Genomic DNA, 24,528 nt, shown 5'->3' on the forward strand with positions numbered 1-24,528 from the left:
CTGGCCCGCGCCGGTTGGGGGAGATGGGTGGCGAGGTCGGTGAGGGTGGGGTGCTCGAAGAGCAGGGGCAGGGGTATGTGGGTGCCGAGTTCTTCGCTGAGCCGGTGGGTGACCCGGGTCGCCAGGATGGAGTGGCCGCCGAGGGTGAAGAAGTCGTCGTCCGCGCCGACGCGGGGGACGTCGAGGAGTTCCTGCCAGATCCCGGCGATGAGCTTTTCGGCTTCCGTCTGCGGGTCCCGGAACACCGCCCGGGCAGCCTCGGAGTCAGGGGCGGGCAGTGCGGAGCGGTCGATCTTGCCGTTCGGGAGCAGCGGGAACTCATCCAGCGTCATGAACACCGACGGGACCATGAAGTCCGGCAACCACCGCCGCGCATGCGCACCCAACACCGCCACGTCCAGCGTGCTTTCGGCATCGGCATCGGCGTCGGTGTCGGTGTCGGCCGCGACGATGTAGGCGATCAGGCGGGTCGTGCCGGCCGCGCCCTCACCCGCCACGACCACTACCTCGCCGACCCGCTCGTGCCGGCGCAGGACCTCCTCCACCTCACCCAGCTCGATCCGGTGACCGCGCACCTTCACCTGACCATCCGCACGCCCCAGATAATCCAGCTGACCGTCCGAACGCCACCGCACCAGATCCCCCGTGCGATACATCCGCCCACCACCGGAGGCGAAAGGATCCGGCAGAAAACGCTCCGCCGTCAGAGCAGCACGCCCCAGATAACCCCGCGTCACCCCCGCACCCGACAAATACAACTCCCCCACCGCACCCAAAGGAACCGGCCGCAGACCCCCATCCAGAACATACGCAGACGTCCCGTCCACCGGCACACCGATCGGCGTCCGCTCATCCCCCACACACGTCACCGCATGCGTCGAATACGTCGTATCCTCACTCGGCCCATAAAGATTGTTCACCACCTCCACCACCGGATGCGCATACAAATCCCGCACCAAACCCGGCGACAAAGCCTCCCCCGCCAAATTCACCGTCCGCGCCCCCGACGGAAAAGCATCCGCCGCCAACAACTCCCGCACCACCGACGGCACCGTATTAACCAACGTCACCCCCTCATAAAACGAAGGATTCACCAACAGATCCAGCACACTCCCCGGCGACAACACCACCGAACCACCCACCGACAACGGCGCAAAAATCTCGAACACCGACAGATCAAAAGACACCGACGTCCCCGCAAGCGTCCCCGACAACTCCCCCGCCGAAAACACCCGACCCGCCCAGCCCAACATCGCCACCACCTGACGATGCTCAATCACCACACCCTTAGGACGCCCCGTCGAACCCGACGTATAAATCACATACGCAACATCATCACCCCCACCCAAAACCGGCGGACGAGACGAAGAGAAAGCACCCCCAGCAAAACCCGGAACGTCGTCCAGAGAACGCAACACCACCGACACACCGGAATCCTCCAGCATGAACGCGACACGCTCCGCCGGATAACCCGGATCCACCGGCACAAAACCAGCACCCGACTTCAACACACCCAACAACGCCACCACCAGATCAGCGGTACGCGGCAAACACACCCCCACCAGATCACCCGGCCCCACCCCCAACCCCCTCAAACCCCACGCCAAACGATTCGCCCGCACCTCCAACTCACCAAACGTCAACACACCATCAACCGCACGCACCGCCACCGCACCCGGCACACGATCAACCTGCGCCTCCACCAACCCACACACCGACACCACCGACGACGAAGACGACGATGACGATGACGATGACGATGACGATGACGATGACGACGGAATCAACGCCGGCACCCGCGACACCGACAACTCCCGCCAACGCCCCCACTCACCCCCCGACACCACGCTCAACTCCCCCAGCACCACACCCGAACGCTCCGCCAAAGCGGAGACGACGACGGCGAGGCGTTCCGGGAAGAGGCGGGCGGTGGTCTCCGCGTAGAGGTCGGTGTTGTAGGTGAGGTAGCCGGTGACGGCGGTGTCGGTCTGTTCCAGGTGGAGCGAGAGCTCGAACTGGGTTTCCGCCGGGGGGATGTCGAGCCGGGTGACACGCAGTCCGGGGAGGCCGAGGGTGCGCGAGGGGGCTTCGTTCAGGGCGAGCATGACCTGGAAGAGCGGGCTGCGTGCTGGGCCCTGCGAGGCCGGCGCGACGTGGCGCACGATCTCCTCGAAGGGCATGTCGGCGTGCTGGTGCGCCTCCATGAGGGCGTGGTGGGTGCCGCGCAGGGCCTCGGCGAGGGTGGCGTGGGGGTCGAGTGTGCGGCGCAGCGGGAGGGTGTTGGTGAAGAAGCCGAGGATGCCCGCGGTGTCCGGGTGGGTACGGCCGCTGGTCGGGATACCGATGGTGATGTCGTGGCTGCCGGAGAGGGCGCTCAGGGTGATGGTGACGGCGGTCGCGACCACGGCGAACTCGGTTGTTCCCGCTGTCCGGGCGGCCTTGGCGATGGCCTCGGCGGGCAGCTCGAGGGGAACGGCCGCGCCGCGGTGTGTGGGGCGGGCGGGGCGGGGGTGATCGGTCGGCAGGTCCAGTTCGGCTGCTCCGGCGAGTCGTTCACGCCAGTGGGCGAGCCCGGTCTCGGGGGTGGGCGTACTGCTCTGCCAGTGGGCGAAGTCACCGTACTGGAGGGCGGGTTCGGCGGCGGGGGGTTGGCCTGTGGACAGCTCGGCGTAGCGGCGGGCGATCTCGTCCAGCAGGAGTGTGAGCGTCCAGCCGTCGGCGATGGTGTGGTGCAGGCTCAGCAGGAGGAGATGCTGGTCGTCGGCCTGCCGCACCACGTGTGCCCGGAACAGGGGGCCTTCGGCGAGGTCGGCCGTGGAGTGGCGCCATTCTTCGATGAGTTCGGCCTCGTCCGGGGTCGTGGCCTCGTCGGGGGTCGTGGTGGGGTCCCAGCGCCAGGTGGGGTGGACGACCTGGACGATGTCGCCGTTCTCCTCGCGCAGTGTCGTGCGCAGGATTTCGTGGTGGCGGGCGACGTCGCGGATGGCCTCCGCCAGGGCCTGGGCGTCGAGGGGTCCGGTGATCTTCGCGCCTCCGTTGAGGTGGTAGGCGAGATGGGCCCGTGGGTCGAGTGAGCACAGCAGCCACAGGCGCTTCTGCCCGGAGGACGCGGGGAGGGTGATCGTGCCGTCGCGGTTGGGGGTGCGGGTCGCCACCGGTATGGGGAGGTGGCGCTCGCCGGCTTGGGGGAGGTGCGCGGCGAGGTCGGTGAGGGTGGGGTGCTCGAAGAGCAGGGGCAGGGGTATGTGGGTGCCGAGTTCTTCGCTGAGCCGGTGGGTGACCCGGGTCGCCAGGATGGAGTGGCCGCCGAGGGTGAAGAAGTCGTCGTCCGCGCCGACGCGGGGGACGTCGAGGAGTTCCTGCCAGATCCCGGCGATGAGCTTTTCGGCTTCCGTCTGCGGGTCCCGGAACACCGCCCGGGCAGCCTCGGAGTCAGGGGCGGGCAGTGCGGAGCGGTCGATCTTGCCGTTCGGGAGCAGCGGGAACTCATCCAGCGTCATGAACACCGACGGGACCATGAAGTCCGGCAACCACCGCCGCGCATGCGCACCCAACACCGCCACGTCCAGCGTGCTTTCGGCATCGGCATCGGCGTCGGTGTCGGTGTCGGCCGCGACGATGTAGGCGATCAGGCGGGTCGTGCCGGCCGCGCCCTCACCCGCCACGACCACTACCTCGCCGACCCGCTCGTGCCGGCGCAGGACCTCCTCCACCTCACCCAGCTCGATCCGGTGACCGCGCACCTTCACCTGACCATCCGCACGCCCCAGATAATCCAGCTGACCGTCCGAACGCCACCGCACCAGATCCCCCGTGCGATACATCCGCCCACCACCGGAGGCGAAAGGATCCGGCAGAAAACGCTCCGCCGTCAGAGCAGCACGCCCCAGATAACCCCGCGTCACCCCCGCACCCGACAAATACAACTCCCCCACCGCACCCAAAGGAACCGGCCGCAGACCCCCATCCAGAACATACGCAGACGTCCCGTCCACCGGCACACCGATCGGCGTCCGCTCATCCCCCACACACGTCACCGCATGCGTCGAATACGTCGTATCCTCACTCGGCCCATAAAGATTGTTCACCACCTCCACCACCGGATGCGCATACAAATCCCGCACCAAACCCGGCGACAAAGCCTCCCCCGCCAAATTCACCGTCCGCGCCCCCGACGGAAAAGCATCCGCCGCCAACAACTCCCGCACCACCGACGGCACCGTATTAACCAACGTCACCCCCTCATAAAACGAAGGATTCACCAACAGATCCAGCACACTCCCCGGCGACAACACCACCGAACCACCCACCGACAACGGCGCAAAAATCTCGAACACCGACAGATCAAAAGACACCGACGTCCCCGCAAGCGTCCCCGACAACTCCCCCGCCGAAAACACCCGACCCGCCCAGCCCAACATCGCCACCACCTGACGATGCTCAATCACCACACCCTTAGGACGCCCCGTCGAACCCGACGTATAAATCACATACGCAACATCATCACCCCCACCCAAAACCGGCGGACGAGACGAAGAGAAAGCACCCCCAGCAAAACCCGGAACGTCGTCCAGAGAACGCAACACCACCGACACACCGGAATCCTCCAGCATGAACGCGACACGCTCCGCCGGATAACCCGGATCCACCGGCACAAAACCAGCACCCGACTTCAACACACCCAACAACGCCACCACCAGATCAGCGGTACGCGGCAAACACACCCCCACCAGATCACCCGGCCCCACCCCCAACCCCCTCAAACCCCACGCCAAACGATTCGCCCGCACCTCCAACTCACCAAACGTCAACACACCATCAACCGCACGCACCGCCACCGCACCCGGCACACGATCAACCTGCGCCTCCACCAACCCACACACCGACACCACCGACGACGAAGACGACGATGACGATGACGATGACGATGACGATGACGACGGAATCAACGCCGGCACCCGCGACACCGACAACTCCCGCCAACGCCCCCACTCACCCCCCGACACCACACTCACGTCCGCGAGGTCGCGGTCGGGGTCGGTGACGATCGCGGTCAGGGCGGTCCGGAAGCGTTCGGCGAGGTGGGTGGCCGTTTCGGCGGCGAACAGGTCGGTGTCGTAGGCCAGAAAGCCGGTGATGCCGTCGTCGCCCTGCCAGAGGTACAGCTCGATGTCGTTGCGGATGGTGGAGGGGGCCATGAGCCGCGGGCGTACGGGGAGTTCTCCCAGGCGGGTCTCGGTGAGCTGTGGCTGGAGCACGAACAGCACGTCGAAGAGTGACTCGCCGCTCTGGCCGGCCTGGCCTGCCAGGGCCTCGAAGGGCACGTGCGCGCGGCTGTAGGCGTCCAGGCAGGTGTCGCGGACGGTGTTGAGGAGGTCCCGGACGGTGCGGGAGCCGGTCGTGTCGGTGCGCAGGGCGAGCATGGTGGCCAGCGGTCCGACCGCGCCGGGGGCGCGGTGGCGTTCGCGGGTGGCGATGGGTGAGCCGATGGTGATGTCGGCGTGGCCCGCGGTGCGGGCGAGGGTGAGGTGGAGGGCTGAGAGCAGCACCATGAAGGGGGTCATGCGGGCTGTGCCGGCGAGTTCTTCGACGCGTCGCAGGAGTTCGGTGTCGACGGCCAGGTCGACGTGTGCGGAGCGGAACCGGCGGGTGCGGGGTCGGAGCCTGTCGGTGGGCAGGGACAGCGGTTTGGCGCCGTCGAGCCGTTCGCGCCAGGCGGCCAGGTCGGCCTCGCTCGGGGTGGCCGCGACGGTGGGCAGCGGGGTGGCCGGTGCCGGGGTGCGGCCCTCGTACAGGGTGGTGAGTTCGGTGAGGAAGACGCCGAGGGACCAGCCGTCGGCGACGATGTGGTGGGCGAGGAGCTGAAGCAGTGACGTGCCGTCGGACAGGTGCCAGACGGCGACGCGCCACAGGGGGCCGGTGGCGAGGTTCATGGGTGCGGCGGCGCGGGTGTCCGCCTGGCTGAGGGCGGTGTCCCGGCCGGTTTCCGCGTCGTGGGAGGTCAGGTCGACGACCGTGAGGTCGGGGTCGGGTCCGGGGGCCGGGGCGACGACGCAGGTGTGCGGGTCGCCGTCGGGGAAGGTGGTGCGCAGGACGGCGTGGCGGCGGGAGAGTTCGCCGAGTGCGGTGGCGAGGCGGTCGGTGTCGAGGGGGCCCTCGACCTCGGCGTCGAAGCGCAGCACGTTGGCCGCCGTGCCGGGGTGGATCTCCTCGAAGAGCCGCAGGCCGAGCTGGATGGGGTTGACGCGGGCGGCACCGTCGGGGGTGTCGGGTGTGGCGGGGCCGGCGGTGCGGGTGCGCCAGCGGTCGACGAGGGAGCGGCCGAGTTCGGCGGGGAACTGGTTGGTCTCGGACACGGTCGTGGCCCTCCCTTTCGTCGTCCTGCGGTGTGGCTGGTCGAGGTGCGGTCCGGTCCGCCGCAGGCTGGTGCGGTACCGGTGGTGGGGGGGGTCAGGCGCCGTGCGGGAGCAGCGCCTTGACGCGTTCCAGGGCGTGCTGGGTGCGTATGCCGTCCTCGGCCCACTGCTGGGAGAGGGTGGCGGTCAGTTCGCGGGGCGACTGGGCGCGCAGGACCTCTTCGACGGGGACGGGGAGGGTGAGTGCGTCCTCGACCACGGCGGCGATCTCGGCGGCGCGCCGGGAGTCGCCGCCGATGGAGGTGAGGGTGTCGTCGGGGCCGCAGGCGGGGACCTGGCACACGGCGGCGAAGACGGAGGAGAGGAAGGCGGTGATCAGGCCGGCGTCCTCCTCGGCGGCGAGGGTCGTGTGGGCGGTGACGGCGTGGCCGCCCAGGTCGCCGGTGAGGTGGCGGGTGCGGGCCAGGGAGTGCTGGATTTTTCCGCTGGTGGTGCGGGGGATGGTGCGGGGCGGGCAGAGGACGACGGTGTGTACGCGGGCTCCGGTGGCGGCGAGTACGCGTTCGCGGATGTCGGCGGCGAGCTGTGCGGGGTCGTGGTCCTTGCCGGCCACTTCCACGGCGATGATGATCTCCTCGTCCGGGCCGCTGAACGCCGCTGCGGCGGGGCGGACGGCGGGGTTGTCCTCGACGGCGGCGGCGCACAGGTCGTGGGCGTGGTGGTTGACACCGTTCTGGATGAGGACGTCCTTGCGCCGGCCGGTGACGGTGAGGTGGCCGTCGTGGAGTCGGCCCAGGTCGCCGGTGCGCAGGTAGCGGGTGCCGTCGAGGGTGCCGAAGAGGTCGCTGTCGGGGATGCCGGTGGTGTTCCAGTAGCCGGTGCTGATGCTGGGGCCGCTGATCCAGAGTTCCCCTTCGGTGCCGTCCGGTACGGGGAGCGTGGTGTCGGGGTTCACCACGGCGAGGTGGTGGCCGTCGATGACCGGTCCGCAGTCGACGCGGCCGTCCTCGCCGGTCTCTTCGGGGCCCGTCCAGTGGCGGCCGGTGACGATGAGGGTGGCCTCGGCCAGGCCGTAGCAGGGCAGGAACGAGGTGGCGTGGAAGCCGTGCGGGGTGAAGCGCCGGGTGAAGTCGGTGAGGGTGGCGGGCCGGATCGGTTCGGCGCCGTTGAAGGCCAGGCGCCAGGTGCTCAGGTCGAGGCCGGAGAGGTCGGCGGTTTCGGCGCGGCGCAGGCACAGGTCGTAGGCGAAATTGGGTCCGCCGGTGTGGGTGATGCCGAGTTCGCTGATCTGTCGCAGCCAGTCGAGGGGCTTTTTGAGGAAATGCATGGGGGACATGAGGCGTACCGGGAATGCGCCGTGGACCGGGGTGAGGATGAATCCGATGAGTCCCATGTCGTGATACGGCGGCAGCCAGGAGATCACCCGTGCTGTTTCGTCGAGGCGGAACACGTCTGAAATCGCCTTGATATTGGCGAGGAGATTGCGGTGTTCCAGGACGACGCCTTTGGGTTGCCCGGTGCTGCCGGAGGTGTACTGGATGAGGGCCACGTCGTGGGGGGCGGGTGCGGTGTCGAGGAGGTGGTCGATGTCCCGCTGCGGGGGTTGGTCCTTCTCCGGTTCGCCGGTGCTGTCGAGGGTCACCACGCGGGGCAGTCGTCCGGCGGGGAGGCCGGCGGTCAGCAGGCCGAGGACGGCGGGGTCGGCGAGCAGGGTGGTGGCGCGGGAGTCGTCGAGGATGCGGGCGAAGCGGGCGGCGATGCGCTCGGTCGGGCCGAACAGCGGCGGGTAGCAGGGCACCGCGGGTACGCCGGCCAGGAAGCAGGCCCATACGGCGATGACGAAGTCCAGGCCGGGCGGGTAGAGCAGCAGGGCGGGCCCGCCGGGGCGGGTGGTGTCCGCCCGTAGTCGTGTCGCCGCCCTGGCCGCCCGGTCGAGGAGTTGTCGGTAGGTGAGGGTGTCCACTCGGCCGTCGTCGTGCAGGTACTCGTAGGCCGTCCGGTCGCCGCGGGTGGCGGCGTGTCCGGCCAGGGTGTGCACGAGTGTGGAGCGAGCGGGGGTCGACATCGGCGGACTCCATTTCCCTTGGCCGCTGGGGCCCTGTGTGTCTCGGTGGAGCGGGGACCGTGGGACGGCAGCACGGAAGGCGCCGGACGTGCCGCCGCACCATCAAAGGGGCCGTGTCTCTCGTTCGGGTCTCACTTCGTTTCTCACTCGGCTCTCAGTTTCTTATCGCTCGCCTATCAGGCGGGCGATGGGTCATTGACGTGCCCTCCCTTGGAACTGGTAGGCATTGATGGCCGCGTTGTGACTCGGTCGGGAGATCTGATTCCTGGGCCTGATCCGGTGGTGTGGGAGCAGTGCTTTTCGCGATTTACGTTCGTCATCTCCTGTGGAGGTACGCGTGGGCCCGGTCCGGCTGAGTTCGAGGTGGTTCAGATCCTTCGGTGAAGTGACGGAGCCGCTCTGCGAATTGGTCTGTCTGCCGCATGCCGGGGGCAGTGCGTCGGTGTTCGGGAACTGGCACCGTCATACGTCGGCGCTGCGGGTCACCGCCGTGCAGTTGCCGGGGCGGGAGGCCCGGATCCGGGAGCCGGCGTTCACCGAGGTGGGCGCGCTCGTCGATGCGGTGGTGCCGGTGTTGCGGCCGCTGACGGGGCGGCGTTACGCGTTGTACGGGCACAGCATGGGTGCCTTGGCGGCGTATGAGCTGGTCCGTGGGCTGCAGGTCCGTGAACTGCCGTTGCCGGTGGCGCTGTTCGTCTCCGGCCGGGATGCGCCGGGTTACGGCGACGCCGAGGAGATCCGGCATCTGCCGGACGAGGAGCTGCTCGGCCGGCTGCGGGCCTGGGAGGGGCTGGATGTTCCGGTTCTGCCGCAGTACGCCGATCTGATCGAGCTGATGCTGCCCACCATCCGGGCCGATCTGACGCTCGCGGAGACCTACCGGCATACGCCGGGGCCGCCGCTGCCCGTCCCCGTGCGGGTGTTGCGCGGATCGCGGGACCCGCTGGTGCGGGGCGGTGACGGCGGCTGGAGCCGGCATACGTCGGTGGACTGTGACGTACGCGAGTTCACCGGCGGTCATTTCTTCGTGCAGGACCACGAGAGGAGTGTCGTGGCGTACATCGAGACAGCCGTCGGCGCACTGCTGGGAAGGGAGGCGTGGAGCCGATGAGCAGTTCCTCGTATGTCGGCGGTGTCAGCAGTGGGGAGATCCGCGACTACAGCGACTACTTCGTGCTGCCGGCGGCGCCGGCTCAGCGGAGTCTGTGGTTCGTGTGCCAGCTCGCGCCGGAGAGCAACGCCGCCTACAACGTGGTCAGTGCGGTCGGTCTGGCCGGTGACCTGGATGTGGTGCTGCTGCAGCAGGCGGTCAACGAGGTGGTGGCCCGGCACGAGAGTCTGCGCACCGGCGTGGGTCTGGTCGACGGGGTGCCGCATCAGCTGGTGCTGCCCGAGGCTCTGGTGTCGGTGCCGGTGGTCGACTGCTCGGGCCTGCCGTCGCGGGAGGCCGGGGCGCGGGTGCAGCGTCTGGCGCGGGAGCAGGCGGAGCAGCCGTTCGCCCTGGACGCGCCGCCGTTGGTGCGTCTGGTCCTGGTGAAGGAGGGGCCGCGGCGGCACACCCTGATCGTGACGGTTCATCATCTGGTGTGTGACAGCTGGTCGATGGATGTGTTCTATGCCGATCTCGCGGCCGCCTACCGGGGGTTGAGCGAGGGCGGCGGTGCCGGTTGGGCCGAGCTTCCCGTGCAGTACGCGGATTACGTCGGCTGGCTGGAGCGGGAGGTCGCCGGGGAGCGGATGGAGCGGCTGCTGGGGTACTGGCGCGAGGCCCTGGCGGGCACGGAGCCCCTGCGGCTGCCGGTGGACCGGCCCCGTGGTGAAGGGGCCGGCGGTGCGGGCGGCCGGGTGGAGCAGCGGCTGGCTCCCGAGGTGGTGGCCTCTTTGGAGGGTCTGGCCCGGCAGTCGGGCGGGACGCTGTTCATGGTGCTGCTCACCGGGTTCATGGTGGCGCTGGCGCGGGTGACGGGGCAGGACGACGTGGCCGTGGGTACGCCGGTGGCCGGGCGGCACCATCCCGACGCCGAGCATCTGGTGGGGTTCTTCGCCAACACGCTGGTGCTGCGTGCCCGGCTGCCGATGCGGGAGGGGTTCGGTGCGGCCGCGTCCGTGGTCCGTGATGTGTGTGTGGGCGCGTTCTCGCACGACCGGATGCCGTTCGACCGGCTGGTGCGGGAGGTCGGGCAGGCCCGTGCTGTGGACCGCAATCCGCTGTTCGACGTGATGTTCTCGATGCCCAACACACCGGGTACGGCGGTGGAGTTGCCCGGTCTGACGATGAGCCCGGTGGAACTGACCGGCACGGCGGCGAAGTTCGATCTGTGGCTGACGGTGCTGCCGGACGGCGACGGGCTGCGCCTGCAGCTCGACTACAGCCAGGGGCTGTACGACGAGGAGACCGCGGCCCGTATCGGGGAGCTGCACCGGCAGATCCTCACCCAGGCGGTGCGGGAGCCGGAGACGCCGGTGGGGGCGCTGCCGTCGGGGGGCGGGGGCGGGGGCGAAGGCGTCGCCCGGCGCGTCCCCGACGCCGTTCCCGTTCCCGACGCCGTTCCCGTTCCCGGTGCCGGGCGCACGGTTCTTGACCTGCTTGCGGGGCGCGGCGCGGAGGAGGTGACGGTGTCCGCCGCGGACGCCGTGGTGAGTCTGGGTGAACTGCGTGACTGGGCCGCCGCGCTGGCCCGGGCGCTGCGCGCGGAGGGCATCGCCGGTCCGGGGACCGTGGTCACCACTCCCCCGCAGGCGTCGGCGGGTCTGCTCGCCGTCGTCCTCGCGGTGTGGGAGGTGGGGGGTGTGGTGGCGTACGGCGATCGCCACGACCGCGACGGCGCCTTCGTGCGGCGGGACGAGGGCGAGCCGGGTGGGTGGCTGATCACCACCGGGCCGCGTTTCGATCCGGTGGGGGCCGGTGCCGTGCCGGGCCCCGGCGCACCCGCGTGGCGGGGGGCGGGCGGTGGGCCGGCGTGGACGCACGGGGCGCTGGCCGCCGCGGTGGCCGCGGTGGCCGAGCGGCTGTCGGTGAGCGCCGAGGACGACGTGCTGCTGCTCGGCGATGACGTGCCGCCGTCCCCGCTGGACCTGCTGATGCCGTTGGTGCACGGCCGCAGCCTGATGCTGTCGGGGCCGGCGCCGGCGCCGGGCGGGCCGCCCGGGGCGCTGGTGCTCGCCGCTCCCCCGGCGTGGCAGCGGGCGCTGACCGCGGGGTGGACGCCGCCTGCGGGGTCCCGGCTCGTCTGCGTCGGCGGGGTCCTCGACCCGGAGCTGGTGGACATGCTGGCGCGCACCGGCTGTCAGGTGTTCCTGGGCCGTCCCGCTCCCCGGCCGCTGGCCACGCCGCTGGCTCTGGCGCCGCTCGACGGCTCGCGGGGCCGTCACCTGGGGCCTGCCCTTGCGGGCACCGTCCGCAGCGTGCTCGACGTGCGAGGCGTTCCGGTGCCCGAGGGAGTGGTGGGCGAGCTGCATCTGGCCGACGCCGCGCATCCTCCGGTTTCGGCCGGGCTGCTCTGCCGTCGATCCCGGGGCGGTGCCCTGGAGGTCCTGGGGCCCGCGGAGGGACGGCTGTTCGCCGGGGATCAGGTGATCACGGCGGCGGCGGTCGAGCAGCGGCTGTGTGCCCTCCCGGGCGTGCGCGGCGCGGCCGTGACGGCCGATCGGCGTGGCGCTCTCGTCGCCTGGCTCGTCGCGGAGGGCACGCCGGCCGGGCGGGCGGAGCGGGAGGCGTTCGCCGCCCAGGTGCGGGCCCGGGCCCGGGCCGCGCTGCCCGCCTGCGAGGTTCCCGAGGTGTTCGTGGTGGTCGACGGACTGCCGCTGGGTGCCGACGGGGCGGTGGACCGCGGGGCGCTGCCCGCGCCGCCGGAGCAGCCGGCGCAGGGGCTGGAGGACGCCGCGCCGCGCAACGACGTGGAGCGGCAGCTGCTGGAGCTGTTCCGGGAGGTTCTGAAGCTGCCGCAGGTCGGTGTGCACTCCGATTTCTTCGGCCTCGGGGGTCATTCCCTGCTCGCCGCCAAGCTGCTCAGCCGGGTACGGGAGGAGTTCGGTCTCCAGGTGCCCGTCCGGGAGTTCTTCCGTCAGCCGACCCCGACCGGTCTCGCCGCGGCCGTCGAGGAACTCGAGCGGGCCCGCGAGCGGCGGCCCACCGTCGACGAGGCGGTGCTCAGCCAGCTCGCGGGGATGTCCGACGACGAGATCGACCAGCTGCTGCGGCAGCTGAAGTGATCCGCGCGAGCCACATTCGCACAACCGACCACCTCACATCACCAGGAGCCACGCATGGGTATCGACGACGCCGACACGGTCTTCCAGGTCGTCATCAACGAACAGGACCAGTACTCCGTCTGGTTCGCCGACCGGGCGGTGCCGGCGGGCTGGTCCGCCACCGGCCGGACCGGGAGCAAGCAGGAGTGCCTCAAGCACATCGAGAAGGTCTGGACCGATATGCGTCCCCGCTCGGTTCGCAAGCGCGCTGCCTGACCACCACCACAGCGAGGACGGGAGTCCGCACATGAGCACGGCGCATGAGATCAGTTCACTGTCCGCTGACGAGAAGCGCGCGGCCCTGGCCGGTCTTCTCGACGGCTCGGCATCGGCGTTCACCAGCAACCTCACCCTGGAGCAGCGCCGTCTGTGGCTGCTGATCCAGCTGGACGAGAAGCGGCCGTGGCAGACCAGCACCGCGGTGCGGCTGTCCGGCCGGATCAACCCGGCCGTGCTCCAGCAGGCGCTGGCGGCGGTCGTGCAGCGCCATGAGGTGCTGCGCACCACGTTCCGCACGGTGGACGGCAACGCGCTCGCCACCGTCAAGCCGGTGGCGTCGCTGCGGCTTCCGGTGGTCGAGGTCGATCCCGGCCGTCTGGAGGAGGAGCTGGAGCGGATCGCGGCGGCCGAGACCCGCCGCCGGTTCGACCTGGCGCAGGGCCCGCTGGTGCGGGCGAGTCTGCTGCGGCTCGGGGAGGAGGACCACATCCTGCTCCTGACCGTCCATCAGCTGGTGGCCGACCGTCCCTCGGTCGGGCGGCTCACCGACGAGATCCTGTCCGGGTACGCCGGGCAGCTCGGCGGCGGCGGTGCGGCCGGCGCCGGTGTCGCGGACATCCAGGCCCTCGGCTCCGCCCAGCAGGCGTGGCTCGGCGGTGACGACGCGGAGCGGGACGTTGCGTTCTGGCGCGGGCGGACGTCGGGTCTGAACACCCTGGAGCTGCCCACGGACCGGCCGCGTCCGCCGGTGAAGACCATCGACGCCGACGTGGTGAGCGTCTCCGTGCCGCGCGGGCTGCACGCGGCTCTCGAGGGGGTCGCGGCGGCGGGCGGCGGCACGCTGTCCGGGGTGCTGCTGAGCGGGTTCGCGGCGGTGCTCTCGCGCCATGCCCAGCAGAGCGACTTCGCGGTCGGTGTGCCGGTGCCGCCCACCTGGCAGGAGGGCGCCACCGATCTGGTGGGTCCACTGGAGAACACGCTGCCGCTGCGGTTCGAACTCGAGGCGGGCGAGTCCCTGTCGAGTCTGCTGCGGCGCTCGCAGTCGGTGCTGTCGCAGGCGCTGGGGCATGCGCGGCTGCCGTTCGAGCAGATCGTGGACGCGGCCAAGCCGGCCCGCGACCTGAGCCACACGCCGCTGTTCCAGGTGCTGTTCGGTTTCGAGGAGCAGTGGGCGGTCCGCGAGCTGCCGGGCGCCACCGCCCGCCCGGTCGACCTGCCGGTCACCTGGACGGCGCACGACATCGACCTGTACGCGGTGGTGCGCGACGGGGAGCTGGTGCTGCGCGCGCAGTTCAACACCGCCCTGTTCGACCGGGACACCGTCGAGCGGCTGCTGGGCAGGATGCTGCTGCTGCTGGAGTCGGCGGCCGCCGCTCCCGAGCGTGCCCTGGCGGACTTCCCGCTGCTCAGCCATGACGAGCAGGAGCGGCTGGCCGCATGGAACGCCACCGGTGCCGCGTACGGGGGTCCGTCTCTGCTGCACGAGCTCGTCGAGCAGAGCGCGGCGGCCCGCCCCGACGCGGTGGCGCTCACCTCCAGCACGGCGGAGCTTACGTACGCCTCCCTGAACCTGCGCGCCGAGGCGCTGGCCGCGCGGCTCGCGGAGCACGGAGCGGGTCCGGAGAGCCGCATCGGTGTGCTCGCCGACCGTTCGGTGCACACGATGGTGGCCCTGCTCGGTGTGCTCAAGGCGGGCGGCGCGTATGTGCCGATCGACCCGTCCTATCCGGCGGACCGGATCGCGGCCATCACCGAGGACGCGGGCATCGAGTGCGTCGTCGGCGCCGAGAGCGCGCTTAAGGCCCTGTCGGGCAAGCTGCCCGGCGTGCGGGGTGTGCCGCTGCCGGTCGCCGACCCCGAGCAGCCGGTCGAGCGGGCCGCGGTGGAGGTCGCCCCGGACGGCCTGGCCTACATCATCTACACCTCGGGTTCCACCGGCCGTCCCAAGGGTGTGGCGGTGGAACACCGGCACATCGTGCACTCCACGCTCGCCCGGTCGGCGTGCGAGCAGCCGGGGCTGCCGGAGCGCTATCTGGTGCTCGCCCCGTTCACCTTCGACGCCTCCGGCGGTGGCCTGTACTGGACGCTGCGGCGCGGCGGCACGCTGGTCCTGCCCAACGAGACGGAGGTGCTCGACCCGCGGCTGCTGAGCGAGCTGATCCGTGCCAAGCAGGTCACGCACGTCGACGGTGTGCCCTCGCAGTACGCCGTGCTGCTGGAGACGGACGACGAGGCGTTCGCGTCGGTGCGCACCACCGTCCTGGCCGGTGAGGTGCTGCCGCCCGGCCTGGTGGAGACGCATTTCCGTCGCTCGCCGGGGGTCGCGCTGTTCAACGAGTACGGTCCCACCGAGGCGACCGTGTGGGCGTCGGTGCACGCGGTGTCGGCCCAGGACGCGCGCGGCAGCCGGGTGCCGATCGGCCGTCCTATCCCCAACGCCCGTATCCATCTGCTCGACAAGGCGCTCAACCCGGTGCCGCCCGGGGTGCCCGGTGAGCTGTACATCGGTGGTGCGGGTGTGGTGCGCGGCTATGTCAACCGGCCGGCGATGACGGCCGGGAGCTTCCTGCCGGACCCGTTCTCCGAGGAGCCCGGGGCGCGTCTGTACCGGACCGGTGACCTGGCCTGTTTCCGGCAGGACGGCACCATCGAGTTCCTGGGCCGCGCCGACACGCAGGTCAAGATCCGTGGCTTCCGTATCGAGCTGACCGAGATCGAGAACGTGCTGCGGCGCCATCCGCTGGTGGCCGCCGCGACGGTGATGGTGCGCGAGGACCAGCCGGGTGTGCCCCGTCTGGTGGCCTACGTCGTTCCGGTCATCGGCCGGGTGGTGACGAAGGAAGCGCTGGTCAAGCATGTGCTGGAGCAGGTGCCCGACTACATGGTGCCCAGCGCGTTCGTGACGCTGGAGAAGATGCCGCTCACCCGTAACGGCAAGACGGACACCGCGGCGCTGCCCGCCCCGGACCTGGGTCTGGAGGACTTCGTCGAGCCGGGCACCGAGCTGGAGGCGGAGATCGCCGAGACGTTCTGCTCGCTGCTGGGGCTTGCCACGGTCAGTGCCACCGCGGACTTCTTCGAGCTGGGCGGCAACTCGCTGCTGGTGGCGCGGCTGACCGCGCAGCTGTCGCGGACGCACGGGGTGACGCTGCCGGTGGAGCAGATCTTCCGGGTGCCGACCGTGGCCGGTGTCGCGCAGGCCATCGAGGAGGACCGGCGCCAGCGCGACAACGTCGACAGCGAGGTCCTGTACGCCCAGCAGCTGGAGGAGCTGCACGCGGAGATCACGCTTCCCGAGGAGATCACGCCCGGGAATCTGCCGCGCGCCGAGCTGTTCAACCCGCGCCATGTCCTGGTCACCGGTGCCACCGGCTACCTGGGCGCGTTCATCGTGGTGGAGGCGATCAAGCGCACCGAGGCGATGGTGCACTGCCTGATCCGCGCGGAGAACGAGGAGGCCGCGTGGGAGCGCATGGAGCAGACGCTGCGCACCTACCACGCCTGGGACGAGTCCTACCGCTCCCGTATGCGGATGGTCATCGGTGACCTGGCCAAGCCCCGTCTGGGCCTGGACGACGAGGACTTCGCGGCCTGCGCGTCCGAGATCGACGTGATCTACCACAGCGGTGCCGTCGTCAACTTCACCTATCCGTACGAGGCGGCGCGGCCGGCGAACGTCGAGGGCACCAAGGAGGTGCTGCGGCTGGCCACCACCGAGACGCTGAAGTCGGTGCACTTCGTCTCCAGTGTCGACGTGTTCATGGGCACGGCCACGGAGCGCCCGTTCACCGAGGAGGACCTGGACCCGCGGCCCATCAAGATCCCCACGGGCTACCCGCGCAGCAAGTGGCTGGCGGAGAAGATCATGTACATCGCGCGGGACCGCGGCATCCCGGTCACCATGCAGCGCCCGTGGATGATCACCGGCCACACCGAGACCGGTGCCTCGCACCACACCGACTACCTGTACGTCTACCTGCGGGGCTTTTTGGACCTGGGGGTGCTGCCGCTCTACAACGACGTCATCAACGCGGTGCCGGTGGACTTCACGGCCGAGGCCATCGTCTACACGTCCCTGCGGGAGGAGAACTTCGGCAAGAACTTCAACATCACCAACCCGGCGCCGACCACGATGACGCAGTGCTACCAGTGGCTGCGCTCGTTCGGTTACGACCTGAACGTGATCGACGAGGAGGACGCCCGCCAGCAGGCCCTGAACGTCGACGAGGACCACATCCTGTTCCCGATGACGCCGCTGCTGCGCGTGGCCACGATGCGCCACGCCGCGCTCGACCCGGAACTGCAGAAGCAGATCAACCCGATGGACGAGTGCCGGATGCTCACCGAGGCGCTCGAGGGCTCGGGCATCAGCTGCCCTCCGGTCAGCGAGGAGTGGGCGCACTCCTGCTTCCGCTTCCTGGTCGACGCCGGCTATCTGCCGGCACCCGAGGACATCGTGCCGCAGGACGCCGCCAGTTGATCGCGGCGAAAGGGGATGTGATGAACATACGAGAATGCTTGCGTGTGCCGGGGCCGGGGGGGTGCGCGTGATCCGCTACGTGAACCTCGACGACGCCGACCGGAGCGCGCTGCGCACGCTCACCGCATCGGTGCTCGCCCGGTACGGGTCGAGCAGCGCACCGGAACTGTTCGACGACCTGCCGTCCCAGGGCCACCGGCTGCCGTCGTCCCTGGTCAAGGAGTTACAGGAGTTCCGGGCCGGTGAAACGGCGTCGGCCCTGGTGGTGCGGGGCGTGCCGGTGGGCGACGACCGGATCGGTCCGACCCCGCAGCACTGGCACGACGTACCGCGGGACACCGAGGCCGAGGCGCACGCGGTGTTCCTGCTGCTGGCCTCGGCACACCTCGGTGACGTCTTCGGATGGTCGACGTTGCAGGGCGGCCGGCTCGTGCACGACGTGCTGCCCATGCCGGGGCAGGAGGAGTCCCAGAGCGGGCACGGCACGGTGGAGCTCGCCTGGCACACCGAGGACGGCTTCCACCCGTACCGCTGCGACTACCTGATGCTCCTGGGGCTGCGCAATCACGATGCCGTGCCCACGGTGGTGGCCAGTGTGGACGATGTGGAACTGACGGACGGTCAGCGTGCCGTGCTGTCCGAGCCCCGGTTCCTCATCCGCCCGGACACGCTGCAGCTCAAGAACGCGCAGCAGCTGACCGAGCACCAGGGTACGGCGCACTCCATCCATCTGATGGAGGACGATCCGGAGCCGTGCGCCGTGCTGTTCGGCCATCCCGAGCAGCCGTACCTGCGCATCGACCCGGAGTTCATGTCGGCCCTGCCGGGTGATGGGGAGGCCACCGAGGCGCTGGACGCCCTGTGCCGGGAGCTGCAGCGCAACCTGGTCGACGTGCCGCTCAGTGCCGGGGATCTGCTGGTGGTCGACAACTTCAAGGCGGTGCACGGGCGCAGCGCGTTCAAGGCCCGGTTCGACGGCACCGACCGCTGGCTGAAGAAGGTGGTCGTCACCCGGGATCTGCGCAAGTCCCGCACGCACCGGCGCACGGCGCGGGAACGCGTCCTGATCTGACGCCCGTGACGAGAGCAGGAGGAACCGTGTCCGACAACACGAGGCCGGTGGCGGACAGTCCGCTCGCCGACGCCTGGCTCGTCGGCGGCCCGGCGGACGTGCCGGCGCTGCGCACCCGGCTCGCCGCGCAGCGGCCGCAGGTCACGCTCACCGTGCACGACCTGACGGGCGTGGCGGACGAGTCGGCGTGGGGCGAGCTGGTCCGGGAAGAGGTGGCCGCCGCCCGCGCGGACACCGGGCACGCCCGCGTGCTCCTGGGCCGGCTCACCGAGAAGCGGTTCCTCCTGGTCGTCGTCACCGCCGCCCCGCTGCCGCCGGCCGCGGTCATGCGGTGGCTGTTCACCCCGGGCTCCCCCTTTCCGCGGGCGGGGGCCGGGGACGTCGCGGCACCCCTGGCGGCAGAGCTGCCGGCCGCCCTGCGGTCCGGCGGTTCGCCGTCGGGGGTCGCGGCGACGGTGCACATCCCGGCCGGGCCGGTCGCCGACCGGCTGCGGGCGGCCGGGATGCCCGCCGAGGCGGCCCTGGCGGCCGCCGTGAACCTACTCCTCGCCCGGTACGGCGGCCCGGAGGAAAGCCGACTCCTCCTCGCGGGCGCCGACCCGGCGGCGGTGTCCCTGCGGGTGGACGAGACGCTCAAGGGGACCGCACTGCTGCGGCGGGCCGAGCGGGCGGTCGACGCGGGCACCCCCGTGCCCGCGCAGACCCGGGCGACGCTCGCCGTGGCCCCGGGCGGGCGGCTGGGGGCGCAGCGCGTCGGCGACCGTACGGTGGCGGGGGTACGGCTCCCCGACGCCGTGGCCCGGCACGGCCTGCTGGTCCTGCTCGACCCCGACGGGGACGGGCTGCGCGTCGACTACGACACCGGGCTCTTCGAGCCGGACGCGGTCGCCGCGTTCGCCGCGCGGCTGCCGGGCGTCCTTCAGGCGCTGCTCGGCGACACCCCGGTCCATGACATCGACGCGCCGACCGGCGCGGAGCGGGCCGCGCTCCAGGCGTGGTCACGCGGCCCGGCGCGCCCGGTGGAAGAGGTGTGCCTGCACACCCTGGTCGAACAGTGCGCCCGCCGCACCCCGGACGCGGTCGCCGTGGTGTGCGGCGACACCGAACTCACCTACCGTGAACTGGACTTCGCCGCCAACCGGGTGGCCCACCGGCTGCGCGCCGAGGGCATCGGACCGGGCCGCCTGGTGGCTCTGCTCACCGAGCGCGCCGCGCAGTCGGTGGTCGCGATGCTCGGCGTACTGAAGTCGGGCGCGGCCTACGTGCCCATCGAGCCGACCTATCCGGCGGAGCGCATCCGGCACATCCTGCGCGACGCGGGCGCCGACGCGCTGCTCGCCCCGCGGCCGCCCGAGGCCGACGTGCCGGTGCCGGTGCTGCTGCCCGCCGACATGGAGGGCCTGCCCGGCCACTGCCCCGGAGTGCGGGTCAGCCCCGACGACACGGCGTACGTCATCTACACCTCCGGTTCCACGGGGGTGCCCAAAGGCATCGCCGTGCACCACGGGGCGATCGTCGCGTCCACCGCGGCACGGGCCGCCGCCGGGCCCGCGCCGGGCCGTGATCTGGTGCTGCCGCCGCTGTGCTTCGACGGTGCGGCGGGCGGCATGTACTGGGCACTGACCGGTGGCGGCACCGTGGTGCTGCCCACCGAGAAGGAGGCGCACGACCCGATCGCGCTGCTGCGGCTGCTGGAGCGCGCGGACATCACCCATGTCCACGCCGTGCCCTCGCACTACCGGATCGTGCTCCAGGTCGCGGACGCGACGGTGCTGAGCCGGTTCGCCATGGTGGCCGTGGGCGGGGAGCAGCTGACACCCGAGACCGTCGCCGAGCATCTGCGGCACTGCCCCGACGCGCCGCTGTTCAACGACTACGGGCCCACCGAGTGCGCCGTATGGGCGACCACGCACCGCTGCGGGCCCGCGGAGCCGGCCGGCGCGGGCATCCCGATCGGCCGCCCGGTGCCCAACTACCGTGCCTACGTGCTCGACGCGCGGCTGCGGCCGGTACCGCCGGGCGTGCCGGGCGAGATCTACCTCGGCGGTCCCGCCGTGGCCCACGGCTACCACCGTCGGCCGGCGCTCACCGCCGAGCGGTTCCTGCCCGACCCGTTCGAGGCCGGCCGGCGCCTCTACCGCACCGGTGACCGCGGCCTGTGGTCGCCCGGCGGGCGGCTGCACATCCTCGGCCGGGTCGACCACCAGGTGAAGGTCCGCGGGTTCCGCATCGAACTCGGCGAGGTCGAGGCGGCGCTGCGCCGGCATCCGGCGGTCGCCGACTGCACGGTGCTGCTGCGTCAGGAGAAGGCGGGCGAACGGCTCGTCGCCTTCGTGGCGCTGGACACCGAGGTCGCGGACGCGGAACTGCGCCGGAAGATCGCCGAGACGCTGCCCGACGCGATGCGCCCCGATCACATCGAGGTGCTGCCCGCGCTGCCGAGGACGGCGGGGGGAAAGGTCGACGCGCTCGCCCTGCGGTCCATGGCGATCGCCGGCCGGTGATGAGGCCACCGTGCGCTGCGCACGGGCGCCGCACGGCCATGTGATCGATCCGTTCGGGGTGGTGGGACCTCCGTGCCCCTGCCCTGAGACGTGGCGAGAGGGCGGACGGACGTGACCGGGTTCGTACGGGACGTCGCGGGGCCGGGACGGGCCGCGCCGCACGGGTCGTCGGGTGCGGGTGGTCGGGTGCAGGTGGTCGGGTGCAGGTGGTCGGGGAGGGAGTCCCGGGCCGGGATCTCCCCCGCGAGAGCCGCGCCGGTTACGGCCGCAGGCCGGTCGGCGTGCGCTTGACGGCCGTGCTCGACGAGGCCGCCCCGGGCCCGCGCCCCTCCGGCACCCCGCACCCCGCATCCGGCATCCGGCATCCGGCATCCGGCATCCGGCATCCGGCATCCGGCATCCGGCATCCGGCATCCGGCGCAGGGTGGACGCCCTCGATGTGCTCCTCGGCCCGGGCGGCACCCTCACCGGCGCCGGTACTCCAGGCAGCCGCCTTCCACTCCCGCCCCCGCCCCGCCGCGCCCCGCCGCGGGCGTGCCCCTGCCGCAGGGGCCCGAAGGCGCGCGGCACGGAGGGGCCGGGCCGGGTCTTCGTCGTCCTCGCCGCGCCGGACCGGCGTGGATCACGCGCGCGGCGACGCCAGTTCGACGACCGTGATGTCCGGGTCCGCGCCCACCCGCACCGGCGGCCCCCAGAAACCGGTGCCCCGGGTGACGTAGAGCTGGGTGTCGCCGTACCGGTCGAGGCCGGCGACGGTGGGCTGGGACAGGGCCGGGAGGTAGGTGAAGGGCCAGAACTGCCCGCCGTGGGTGTGGCCGGACAACTGCAGGTCCACATCACGCTCGGCCGCCTCGTGGACCTGCACGGGCTGGTGGGCGAGAAGGACCACGGCCCGGTCCGGGTCACGCCCGGCGAGGGCGGCGTCGTAGTCGGGGCCCTGGCCGTGCTCCTCGCCGGTGACGTCGTTGACTCCGGCGAGGTCGAACCCCTCCAGCGCGACGTGCTCGTTCTCCAGCGGGCGCAGGCCCAGATCCCGTACCAGGTCGAGCCACTGCTCCGCGCCGGCGTGGTACTCGTGGTTGCCGGTGACGAAGAAGCTGCCGTGGGCCGCCCGGAGCCGGGCGAGCGGTTCGGCGGCCCGCCCCATGTCCCGTACGGAGCCGTCCTCCACGAGGTCGCCGACGACGGCGACCAGGTCGGGTTCGGTCCCGTTGATGAGGTCCACGATCTGCTCGGTGCGAGCGCGTCCGGCGATGGTGTTGAGGTGGATGTCGCTGACCAGGGCGATCCGGAAGCCGTGGGCCCGCGGGTCGAGCCGGGTGAGCGGCACGGTGAGGTGCTTGAGCCGGGGCGGGCCGAGCGCGGTGCGGGCGCCGTGGCCGACCGTCGCGGCCGCCGCGGCCCCCGCGGCCAGGGCGATGCCCCGGGCGACGAACAGCCGCCGGGACGGATCGGGGACGGCTGCCTGTGCCGTGTGCGCCGTGCCCGCGGCCGCCGTGCCCTCCTCCGCTGCCGTCCCCGTCCCCGTTCCGGGCACGGCAGCGGGGGCAGGGGCGGGGACCTGGGCCGGTTCGGCTGCGGCGGCCGGCCGGTGCCGCGCCGCCCGCAGCAGGAGGGGGCGTACGGCCTCGCCGACGAGGAGCGCGAGGGTGAGGTAGAGGAGCACGGCCGCCCACAGGAAGCCCGCCCAGACCACGGCGACGGCCAGCGGCCTCGGCAGCGTCCACTCGCCCGGCGGCGCGAGGACCAGGCACAGCCCGAGCAGCATGATCACCGCGGTGCCGATGCGGCGCGGCCGGGAGCCGCGGACCGTGGTGTCACGGACCGTGCGCCGCCACACGTAGTAGTGGACGGCGGCGAGGAGAGGAAGCATCAGGGCTACGAAGAGCGCGGACATCGCAGATGTTCTCCCAGCCGCGCGCCCGGACGGACCGCACGGCAGTAGGGCCCGTCGTGGGCCGCGGAAGGCCGGGCGCAGGCGTGGCCCGGCCGTCGGTCGGCGCGGGTCAGCCGGCGGCCGGTCGCGGGGCGCCGCACCAGCGGTGCAGCGCGCCTTCCAGGCCCGCGTCCGGGGTCCGGCCGGCCCAGGCGACGTATCCGTCCGGCCGGATCAGGACGTGACGCGGCCAGCGGTCGCCGATCGGTTCGGCGAGCACACCGGTGCGCAGGCGCGCCGACCACGCGGTCGCGGCCGGTGGTACGCGGTCGTCCGGGCCGAGCAGGACGAAGTGGCCGTCACGGAACAGCTCGTAGAGCCGGCCCGCTGCCTGCGGCGCGGCGAGCGGGCGGTCGGGCACGCGGCGGCCCACCCAGCGGCCGCCCCGGTCGGGCGGGTACCGCAGGGCGTGTCCGGACAGGTGCTCGACGTTGAGCCGGTGCACCGCCCTGATCCGCATCGACCACATGGTGACCTTGCGCAGGATGCGGGCCGGCAGGCCGTCGGAGGTCTCGAAGCGGAAGGACAGGTCGGTCTTGCGCAGGGTGTCGGCGGCGATCGGGTAGCGCTCGGCCTCGTAGCTGTCCAGGAGGGCGTCGGGCGCCGCGCCCTCGATCACCAGCCGGAGTTTCCAGCCGAGGTTGAACGCGTCCTGGATGCCGGTCTGCAGCCCCTGGCCGCCGGAGGGGATGTGGGTGTGCGCGGCGTCCCCGGCGAGCAGGACCCGGCCGGCCCGGTAGTGCTTGGCGTGCCGCTGGGAGCTGCGGAACCGCGACAGCCACAGCGGGTCGTGGATGCCGGCGTCCAGGCCGAGGATGGCCGCGCAGCTCTCGCTCAGGTCCTCCAGGGTCAGCGGCTCGTCGGCGGGGACGGTGAACTTCTGGCGGTCGAGCACGATGATCCGGTACGTGCCGTCCTTGAAGGGGAAGAAGGCCGCCATGCCGCGCCGGGTGATCCGGGCGTATTCGGCCGGCCCGGGCGGGCTGCTCAGCCGGGCGTCGGCCATCATCAGGGACTGCTCGTAGTTCCAGCCGTCGTACTCCACCCCGATCGCCTCGCGCACGGTGCTGTACACGCCGTCGCACCCGACGACGTACCGCGCCCGCACGGTGAGGGGACCGGCCGGTCCTTCCATGCGTACCTCGACGCCCGAGTCGTCCTGTTCCAGGCCGGTCACGGACGTGCCGAAGAGCAGTTCCGCGCCCGCCTTCTCTGCCGCCTTCTGCAGCGCATCCTCGGTCCTGGACTGCGGAATCGACAGGCTGAAGGGGAAGTTGGTGTCGAGGAGGCCGTAGTCCAGGTGGCCGTCCTCGTTGCCGAGCGGCGGGTTGGGGCACTCCAGTCCCGCGGCCAGGACGTCGTCGGCCCGCCCCCGCATGTCGAGGAGTTCCAGGGTGCGGGGCTCGACGGTGCAGGCACGGGAGAGCGTGCCGCGCTCGGTGTGCCGGTCGACGACGAGGCAGGAGACGCCGGTCCCGGCAAGTTCCGCCGCGAGCGCGAGTCCGGTGGGGCCGGCGCCGACGATGAGCACCTGCGGCGAGTGCGGCATCTGCTGACTCCTTCGGTCGGGTGTCCCGCCTGGAGCGCGGGGCCGGCGGGCCGCGGCGCGCGAAGGCGCGGGGGTGCGGGGGTGCGGGCTTGGTAC

The 24,528-nt window shown here is 71.5% G+C and carries 9 protein-coding genes and 1 pseudogene; 6 read left to right on the top strand and 4 right to left on the bottom strand.

Annotated features, from left to right (window positions below):
• Nucleotides 1-32: 32 nt before the first annotated feature.
• A pseudogene (locus OG272_RS00135) lies at nucleotides 33-6,356 on the bottom strand (amino acid adenylation domain-containing protein); the annotation flags it as partial.
• 94 nt (nucleotides 6,357-6,450) lie between these two features.
• Nucleotides 6,451-8,421, bottom strand: a complete 1,971-nt coding sequence (locus OG272_RS00140; RefSeq protein WP_405892068.1) for an AMP-binding protein — start codon at nucleotides 8,419-8,421, stop codon at nucleotides 6,451-6,453.
• Between the two features lie 385 nt (nucleotides 8,422-8,806).
• On the opposite strand from OG272_RS00140, the gene OG272_RS00145 reads away from it, so the two are divergent.
• The 6 genes from OG272_RS00145 (at nucleotide 8,807) to OG272_RS00170 (ending at nucleotide 20,947) form a co-directional block, all read left to right on the top strand.
• Nucleotides 8,807-9,532 (top strand): alpha/beta fold hydrolase, encoded by a 726-nt coding sequence (locus tag OG272_RS00145; protein WP_326585349.1) that lies wholly within the window; start codon nucleotides 8,807-8,809, stop codon nucleotides 9,530-9,532.
• Nucleotides 9,529-12,633 carry a condensation domain-containing protein gene (locus tag OG272_RS00150; RefSeq protein ID WP_327726201.1) on the top strand — a complete coding sequence of 1,035 codons (3,105 nt, stop codon included), beginning with the start codon at nucleotides 9,529-9,531 and terminating at the stop codon, nucleotides 12,631-12,633. The genes OG272_RS00145 and OG272_RS00150 overlap by 4 nt, the downstream gene beginning before the upstream one ends.
• A gap of 54 nt (nucleotides 12,634-12,687) precedes the next feature.
• Nucleotides 12,688-12,888, top strand: a complete 201-nt coding sequence (locus tag OG272_RS00155; protein ID WP_326585347.1) for an MbtH family NRPS accessory protein — start codon at nucleotides 12,688-12,690, stop codon at nucleotides 12,886-12,888.
• 31 nt (nucleotides 12,889-12,919) lie between these two features.
• Complete coding sequence (locus tag OG272_RS00160; protein ID WP_405892070.1) at nucleotides 12,920-17,371, top strand: amino acid adenylation domain-containing protein; 4,452 nt, start codon at nucleotides 12,920-12,922, stop codon at nucleotides 17,369-17,371.
• Nucleotides 17,372-17,438: 67 nt separating this feature from the next.
• The gene (gene gntD / locus OG272_RS00165; RefSeq protein ID WP_326585345.1) at nucleotides 17,439-18,443 is read left to right on the top strand and encodes a guanitoxin biosynthesis L-enduracididine beta-hydroxylase GntD; all 1,005 of its coding nucleotides are present in this window, start codon (nucleotides 17,439-17,441) and stop codon (nucleotides 18,441-18,443) included.
• 26 nt (nucleotides 18,444-18,469) lie between these two features.
• The gene (locus OG272_RS00170; RefSeq protein ID WP_405892072.1) at nucleotides 18,470-20,947 is read left to right on the top strand and encodes an amino acid adenylation domain-containing protein; all 2,478 of its coding nucleotides are present in this window, start codon (nucleotides 18,470-18,472) and stop codon (nucleotides 20,945-20,947) included.
• A 622-nt stretch (nucleotides 20,948-21,569) separates the two neighbouring features.
• Here the strand turns inward: OG272_RS00170 and OG272_RS00175 are convergent.
• The gene (locus OG272_RS00175) at nucleotides 21,570-22,844 is read right to left on the bottom strand and encodes a metallophosphoesterase (RefSeq protein WP_327726204.1); all 1,275 of its coding nucleotides are present in this window, start codon (nucleotides 22,842-22,844) and stop codon (nucleotides 21,570-21,572) included.
• 109 nt (nucleotides 22,845-22,953) lie between these two features.
• Nucleotides 22,954-24,432, bottom strand: a complete 1,479-nt coding sequence (locus tag OG272_RS00180) for an FAD-dependent monooxygenase (protein WP_327726205.1) — start codon at nucleotides 24,430-24,432, stop codon at nucleotides 22,954-22,956.
• Between the last annotated feature and the right edge of the window lie 96 nt (nucleotides 24,433-24,528).

It is taken from the genome of Streptomyces sp. NBC_00104 (assembly GCF_045160825.1).
Taxonomy (GTDB): Bacteria; Actinomycetota; Actinomycetes; order Streptomycetales; family Streptomycetaceae; genus Streptomyces.